Source organism: Nostoc sp. UIC 10630, assembly GCF_010747425.1.
In the GTDB taxonomy this organism is placed as follows: Bacteria; Cyanobacteriota; Cyanobacteriia; order Cyanobacteriales; family Nostocaceae; genus Nostoc.
Genome location: NZ_JAAGOG010000291.1, coordinates 1 through 7,745, shown reverse-complemented (window position 1 = coordinate 7,745; position 7,745 = coordinate 1). Strand labels below are relative to the sequence as shown.

The 7,745-nt window shown below is 40.9% G+C and carries 4 protein-coding genes and 2 pseudogenes; 2 read left to right on the top strand and 4 right to left on the bottom strand.

What is annotated here, in order from left to right:
• Positions 1 to 424 precede the first annotated feature (424 nt).
• The 4 genes and pseudogenes from G1O98_RS35270 to G1O98_RS35255 all read right to left on the bottom strand — a co-directional run.
• Positions 425 to 1,406, bottom strand: a pseudogene (locus tag G1O98_RS35270) (ATP-binding domain-containing protein); the annotation flags it as partial.
• Positions 1,407 to 1,589: 183 nt separating this feature from the next.
• Positions 1,590 to 2,807: pseudogene (locus G1O98_RS35265) on the bottom strand (helix-hairpin-helix domain-containing protein); the annotation flags it as partial.
• A 437-nt stretch (positions 2,808 to 3,244) separates the two neighbouring features.
• Positions 3,245 to 4,408 (bottom strand): ParB/RepB/Spo0J family partition protein, encoded by a 1,164-nt coding sequence (locus G1O98_RS35260; protein WP_163938604.1) that lies wholly within the window; start codon positions 4,406 to 4,408, stop codon positions 3,245 to 3,247.
• Positions 4,408 to 5,271 carry a ParA family protein gene (locus G1O98_RS35255; protein ID WP_114083250.1) on the bottom strand — a complete coding sequence of 288 codons (864 nt, stop codon included), beginning with the start codon at positions 5,269 to 5,271 and terminating at the stop codon, positions 4,408 to 4,410. The genes G1O98_RS35260 and G1O98_RS35255 overlap by 1 nt, the downstream gene beginning before the upstream one ends.
• 946 nt (positions 5,272 to 6,217) lie before the next feature.
• Here G1O98_RS35255 and G1O98_RS35250 point away from each other — a divergent pair.
• Positions 6,218 to 7,177, top strand: coding sequence for a ParM/StbA family protein (locus G1O98_RS35250; RefSeq protein ID WP_163938601.1), 960 nt, complete (start codon positions 6,218 to 6,220; stop codon positions 7,175 to 7,177).
• Between the two features lie 5 nt (positions 7,178 to 7,182).
• Entirely contained in the window at positions 7,183 to 7,473 is a 291-nt protein-coding gene (locus G1O98_RS35245; protein WP_163938598.1) for a hypothetical protein, read from the top strand.
• Positions 7,474 to 7,745: the final 272 nt, after the last annotated feature.

Below are 7,745 nucleotides of genomic sequence, written 5' to 3'. Positions count from 1 at the left end.
GCGAACCATGTCGGAACTCAGGCTGGACATACAAACTTTTCGACTTTTTTAAACCAGGGGATTTAAAAGTATAAATCAAATGGGTGCGGCTCTTTTAGGAAGACGATAAACTACATTCGTCTTACATAGTTCTAATCTGCTCTATATCTAATTTTCTATTCTCTAGGCTAAATACGTAAAATTAAGCGGTCGCAGACAAATCAAACCTAAAAACAGGCTTTTAGCGTGTAATATGATGCTACAAAAAAGCTATGTTTCTATTTTTGAAATTTGAACGGAGGTCTTTTGAGACTGTTTAAAGCCTGTAATTACTGCTCCACAATAACTTTAAGCTTTATGGACAGACAAAAAGCGTCTTTTCAAAAGAGCCGCACCCAAATCAAATAGCTCAATAAAGTTTTCTATTTTGAAGAACCAAAACATATCAGCAATACAGTCCTGCCTGAAGTAACCTCTGCTGTAACCTTGTGTACCGCCGTTGGTCATCAGTAGAGCGCACCGCCAGAGATATCGCTTTTTTTGCTCCAACCACGATCGCTAACTTCTTGGCACGGGTCAGCCCGGTGTAAAACAGGTTCCGGGTCAACATCATATAGTGCTGCATATAGATTGGCAAAATCACCACCGTATATTCTGACCCCTGGCTTTTATGAATCGAAATGCTCCAGGCAAGGGCAATTTCATTCAGGTCAGCGTAATCGTAAACCACAGTCCGCTCACCATACAGTACTGTGACTTCCTGCTCGATAGTATCAATAGTGAGGATTATTCCCAAGTCGCCGTTGAAAACTTCGCGGTTGTAGTCGTTGGTTAGCTGGATGATGCGTAGACGCTCTTAGCGGCTTGTCGCAGACATCGCCCTCGCGTAACAAATTCCCACCTCTATTAATCTCCACCTTGCTGGGGCTGGGTGGGTTGATCAACTGCTGCAATACTGTGTTCAGGTTACGAGTGCCGATTACTCCCCGTGTCATCGGACAAAGCACTTGGACATCAGTGGCGGGATTAAAACCTAACCGAGGAATTAAGTCTGTGATTAATTCACAAATTGCTTGTACCCCATGTTCGGGTTGATATCCGCCGCCATGCCAAATACAGTCGGACACAGGATTGTCAGATATCGGCTCAATTGTGGGATAAATTCCTCGATTAATTTGGTGAGCAGCAGAGATGATTGCGCTCTGTTGAGCTTGACGAAATACCTGGGTCAACCGCACCACGGGAACTCGCCCAGAATTGATCAAGTCAGCGAGTATTTGACCTGGCCCCACAGATGGTAACTGGTCAATGTCACCCACCAACAACAGTAGAGCGCCAGCCAATACTGCTTTAACCAAGGAGTAAGCCAAAAATAAATCAAGCATCGAAGCTTCGTCAGCGATAATTGCCGTGTGGGGTAAAGGATTAAACCAATTCGCAATTCGCAATTCGCAGTTCGCAATTACGGATAAAATTGTAAACTGAATCGTTGGGTTACAGAGCTAACAAGCGCATCTCATCAAAGATGAGCATGGTCTTAAATCAGTAATGAGTCCAAGCTTTTGCTGATTTATAATTGCGAATTGCGAATTGCGAATTGCGAATTGTTCCGTCATTTCACCTAAGCGTTGAGCAGCCCGTCCAGTGGGTGCAGCTAGAGCAATAGATTTACCCATTGCTTTCCACAGGCTGACAATGGTGTGAGTTGTGAAGGTTTTTCCAACGCCAGGGCCACCAGTGAGGATCATGATTTTGGAGTAGGCTGCTGTTTCTACAGCTCGGCGTTGCTGTTCTGAAAGCTGAATTTTCCGGCTGGCTGTAAAGCGCTCAATCCAATCACGCACACGCTCAATGTCAGTACCAACAGTATTTTCCAAGCGTTGACGTATCAGTTGAGCTAAATTCTGTTCCGTATGAAAGTAAGTCGGCTTATAGCAAAGTAGCCTTTTTTCTTCATCCCGCTCTCTAATCAGCTCGTCTGCCAGAGCCATATCTTTAATAATGATCGCAACCTCTTCTTCTGTGGGCTGATGAGATTCGGTTGTCAGCAGTTTGATTACCGACTCAATCAGTTCACTTTGTGGTAAGTAACAGTGACCATCTTCGGCAGCTTCACTTAGGCAATGGATAATCCCCGCACGGTAACGAAATTCTGAGTCAGGGGCAATTCCGATATTCCGTGCAATTTTATCAGCAGTCAGAAAGCCAATGCCGTAAATGTCGGCTGCTAACTGATAGGGGTTTTTGGTAACAGTAGCAATTGCTTCATCCTTATATTGCTTGTAAATCTTCACAGCATAAGTAGTAGAAACACCATGCCCCTGGAGAAATACCATTACTTCTTTGATAGCTTTTTGAGTTTCCCAGGCGTTTTTGATTAAAGTAATCCGCTTTTTAGCGATGCCCTGAACTTCAATCAGTCGTTCAATCTGATTTTCGATGATGTCCAGGGTTTCTAGTCCGAAGTGGGCAACAATCCGTCTTGCTGTGACTGGGCCAACACCTTTGATCAGTCCACTGCCCAAATATTTCTCAATTCCGGTGAGAGTGGCTGGTTTGGTTTCTTTGTAGTTGACTACTTGGAACTGGGGTCCAAATTGTGGATGGTCACGCCAGAAACCAGTTAGCTGTAGAGTTTGACCTGGCTGAATATTAGCAAAGCTGCCGACAATTGTTGTCAGTTCGGTGCTACGGGGACGGGTCAGCCTTGCCACAGTGTAACCCGATTCAGCAGAGTAAAAAGTTAGGCGTTCTACGACTCCGGTGATTGTTTCGTGTTGAGGAAAGGCGCTTACTTGTTGAGGGGAAAGATTAGGGGGAGTGGACATTGCTTATGATCAGATGCCGCACATCATTATAATACTCGGAGTGGAGTCTTATAGTACATAAGTACTGTAAAATGCACCCTAATTTCCCTTTATCACTCCTATATGTCATAGCTCTAAAACACCGATTCAGTAATAAAAGGCGAGGCTGGAAAATCAGATTTTTAGGTCATTTCAACGACAATTTCCTTCTTGCACTTAAAAGAAACTTGAGTTTTTCATCATAACTTTGAATACCGAATCGGTGTTCTAGGTTTCCTCTTAAGTGGGACTAGTGATTTTTTGGGTGCTTGAGGAGGGCGGTAGCTTTCGCAGCAGTAAAGCGATCCTGGTTATACCTATTATCAACGAGATGAACAAAAACGTTTAGAACAAAGTAGATAACACCTTGAGTTGGTAACTCACTTTGTCCAGGATAACTATATTACAATAACTGCTTGCTACATCAGGGTTTTAATTTCATCGAGCTTTTCTTGAAGGACTTGGCGTAGTTTAATAAGTCGTGTCTGTTCCAATATTTTTAAATTTATTGATTGGATATCCTTAATAGTTTTGTCCATCTGTTTGTTCTGCTTGGCTTTAGAATTAGAAGTACTATACTGCTCTAAGGTTTGTTTAACTAGTGTTTTAGTTTGGCTCAATGATAGTTTTTCTTCAATGACTCGATTAGTTACCTGAGTACGAATCATCAAAGCTTCAGATTCATCAATTTTCATCTGTTCAGAGGATAATTTATTAAGTTCTCTAACTTTGCTGGTTTCTAGCCCTTCAGAGCGAATGACATTTTTGAGGTCTTCCGTCACTTTAAGAAGAGGAAAGATATTGTTATTAATCGACACTGGATTCAGTTGTAGTCCTAACAATACTGAGACAATCTCATGTTCCTCATGTTCCTTGAAATCAGATGTTTCTAGCCATTCTTGTTGTGTTATTAGATCAGAATCTTTAATCAGTGCGAGATATTGAAGCTTCTTGCTGCGGACTAGTCGGTTAATAAAAGCATTCAAAAACTTTGGAATCTCGTCTTCTCGTCCGCTCAGATCGGGATATTTATAAATAATTAATCGAATAAGAGCAGTTGCTAAGTCAAGGTCATGAAGTTTTTGGGAGTGAATACTACTTACTAATTGACCCTCAAAAACTACGACTTCATCTGAAGTATCTTCTTTAGGTAGAAAGACAGCTTTCAGTTTTGTCATTCCAGCAGATGGAGCTGACCTCCATCTGAGTTCTCCATCAAATATTTTGTAGCGTCCATCAAGTTGTGGAATAAGCACTATTGGATTTTGCTGACCTTGCCGACGCAGACTTTCTGCTCGTTCTTGGATTATTAATTGAGGAAATGTTTGTCTTGGTTGAGCCGGATCGGGATCTATAAGACTTACAGCAATTTCATGTATCCCTCCTTGAGTAGCCAGTTGATTAGTGAGTTGCTCAATTTGTTGCTCTAATGTAGTTTTTTCTTCTGAACTAAATACATTTGCTCGCAGCTGTATAATTTCTACTTCGAGTTTCTCTATCTGACTTTTAAGTTGGTGAATTTGCTGAGACTGACCTGCTTGGCCAAACAGTTGACTAATTTCTACAGGTTTTTTACTTGACATCACAGTTCCTCTGTCATCAATTTGATTAAGCTAGTCACAATAGGTTTAAAGTCTTCACTAGCATCATAACCAGGTCGATATAAATTTAAGGGTAATCCAGAACCACTAGCTTTCAGGTAGTAATTAGATTCTCGAATGTAGGGAAAGCATCGGATTCCCATCTGTTTAATTAGAAAGGGAAGAGTTCTCTCAGGCTCAATATCAGTTCTGAGGTTGCCTTTTTTGTCTAAACCTAAAATATCTCGATGTGCCCCAACGCCATATAAATCTACTCGTGTAGGTACAAACCCTAATATTTCAGGTTGAGGCTTCAATCTCAAATCGTCTACTTTACTATAAAACCAATCTAAAAAACCTGCGAAAGCTCCTGTATCTTTATATTCTGGTTTGATAGGAACAAGCACATGTGTAGAAGCTGCTAGTGCAATCAAACCCATAGGCTCTAAGGAAGCAGGAGTATCAAAGATAATCAAATCGCTATTTAAGGGAAAATCTTCTAATCTATCTTTCAGTGTGTAATGACGGCGATTATAGTTATATATTTCTGCAATGCTTTCTTCGAGAAATTTTCCTCCCTGAATAGCCGTCACCGTGGAAAGATGTTCTGTCCAAAGTGGAACAAGTGGGTAGTCACCTGTAAATGTTTTTTTGAAGACAGCAGCTAGAGACTGTTCCATTGATGCTGGTGCAAGCCTTGCAAAAATACATAGTGAACCGTTTTGGTCCAGTTCTATTAGGGTAACTTTATAACCTTTGGCACCTACAGCATATGCTAAATGGGTTGCTACCGTGGTTTTACCTGACCCACCTGCATTACTAGCAATTGTTAGTCGGATCTGCTTTTTAACTTTTTTCTTTTTCATTACAATGTCTTTTAAAACTCACATCTTTCTTGTTTTAGTTATTATCAACAACTGAGTTAATTGAAAAAACCGGGATTTCAGAAAAAAGTTGTTTTACATAACAAGGCTCCTCAAATCTTTGATAGTGGCAACTTAAGACATAATATACAGTTCGGTTATGAAACTAACATTAGTTTCATAATCGAACTGTATATGGCTAAGGTTAATTTATTCTGCTCTAAGGTTCGTTAATTATTACTGTTTTAGCACCTACCAGTAGCCCACCAATAACCTCTTTGAGGTGTAACTGTGGGAGAATATCAGAAAAAAAGGGACATAGCTTTGGACTAGCCAATTACAAAGATTAAACTTTTCCACTCCCATTTATAGATCAGTTACCCCTTATTGAGTCAAATCCAGCAGTTATAGGTTATTCCAGCAATATTTTTTAGCTACTCCAACCTTCCTTCCTTCTTTACGCACTGCACCCCTGCGAATGTTTGGGATGATCAGGTTTTATTGAGATATTAACTCTCAACATCGCTTATCTTCAGTCGAAACCCGTCGCTATCCCCAAAATCACGATCCTGCTAGACCACGCTTATCACCCTAAAGATATTACAGAGGCATTAAAGTATAAATCAAACAGCCAAGCATCTAAATAAATTTTTGCTGTGTTGATAGAAAAGATTTCACAAAATTTTATGGGGGCTATATGGGGGCTATATGTACCCCAAAGCAGTTTAGAGGCTTGAGCAAAATTTGACTCCCACAAGGGGGCTTTATAGGGGCTATATGGGGTACATTTGACTTTGTGAGATTTCACCCCACTTAGCCCCCAAGAGGTTATGATAATTTCTTGACGCTGAAGAAAAAAAGAGTAGTTATTTTATTCATCTCTTCTCTGCTCCCCACTTCACAAATCACAGATAACTTTCACAAATCAAAGTCTATTACCTTTCTCTTTATGTCTAACATTCACACCTTGCAAAAAATTTTTCCTGCTGGCTTTGATAACGGCTATGGAAGCCTAAAACTTTTAGTCGATGGCTTTGAAGTTGTTCGTGTCCCCAGCTATATAACCAATGCCGAGATGGAAGACGTACCAGGGAGGGTCGTTTTTAACGGTAGTGCTTACACAGTTGGAGAATCAGCCTTCCGTACAGGAAATTATTTTGACCGAAACACTGATAACAATGAAAACAAAGTCAATAATGCATTGCTGACATTATTCGGTGCATTGGCACATTTACCACACCGTAAGGCTTGGCATTTAAAATTAGTCGTTAGCTTACATGATGTTGCTCTGGCTGAAGAATTGCAAAAAGTACTAAATGGCGAATATCAGCCAATACTTGCTGGCAAACAATCAGAGGTGAAGATCGAAGTCCTGAAAGTCGTACTAGAAGGGATGGGTGCATTGTTTGGGCATCAACTACCAAAAAAATTAACCATTTTAGATTTTGGCAATGGCACAACTCTGTATTCTCGTTACAACCAAGGGAAACGAGAAGTTCACACCGCCTACCCCACTGGCGTAGAAGTTCTCATAAATGATATTTCCCAAAAGATGAAGCATTTAAATGGCGGAAAAATTGGGGATGCATCCAAAATCCGATTTTGTCTGGAAATGGGGCATACTCGGTACAGCCGGGACATTGATATCAAAGATGTTTACAGCGCTTGCTTAAAAGATTGGTATGAAAAATACTTGAAGAAAGTGGTGAATCAGACACTTGATGCCAAACACCAGGGGGATGAAATCTGGGCGATTGGTGGAGGCTGCCTGTTACCCGGATTTAAGAAGCTTTTAGAGAAGAACGGGTTCAAAATACTGGACAACCCGGTGGAAGCTAATGTCTTTGGGCTTCTACAAATGGCAAAAGCCATCAGCAGCAAGAATTCGCCTACTACATCTCTTAACTGATCACAATGACAGATAAACAAGACTTAGCTCCGATAAAAATTCGGCTTAAGGAAAACTATCAAAAACGCATATTTGCAGAGTCCCAACAACTAGGCAAAAGTTACCTGGAGACGCTTTACTTTATTATTGATTGCTATTTTGTTTTCATCAAGGCTGGATTAGCCACACAACAAGTAGCTTTCACGCCGATTACTACTGAGCCGAACAAACTTACTTCAATGACTTCAACTCCATTGGTACAAGAGAAAGAAGAAGATTCTTCAAGCGAAACATTCAGCCTTGACTTTGATTTGTAACAAGGAGGTTTATCTGCTTGTGCTGAAGCTGGCTTCGGCATCAGCAATACAAGATTTAATGCTTTTATCCTGGAGTTGCGTTCAGTTAATCCCAAACCAGGGACTTTCTACAATCTAGAACTTACCGCAACCTGCAAGCAGAGATAAGAATGTTGTTTGCACTCAAGCGCACTAGGATGCGCTTGGTACCTTCTACTACTGCTTCCGTCGAGAGTTTACGGTCATAAACTGATGCCACTGCCCGTCATCGCCCAGTACATGAGATGTCATCA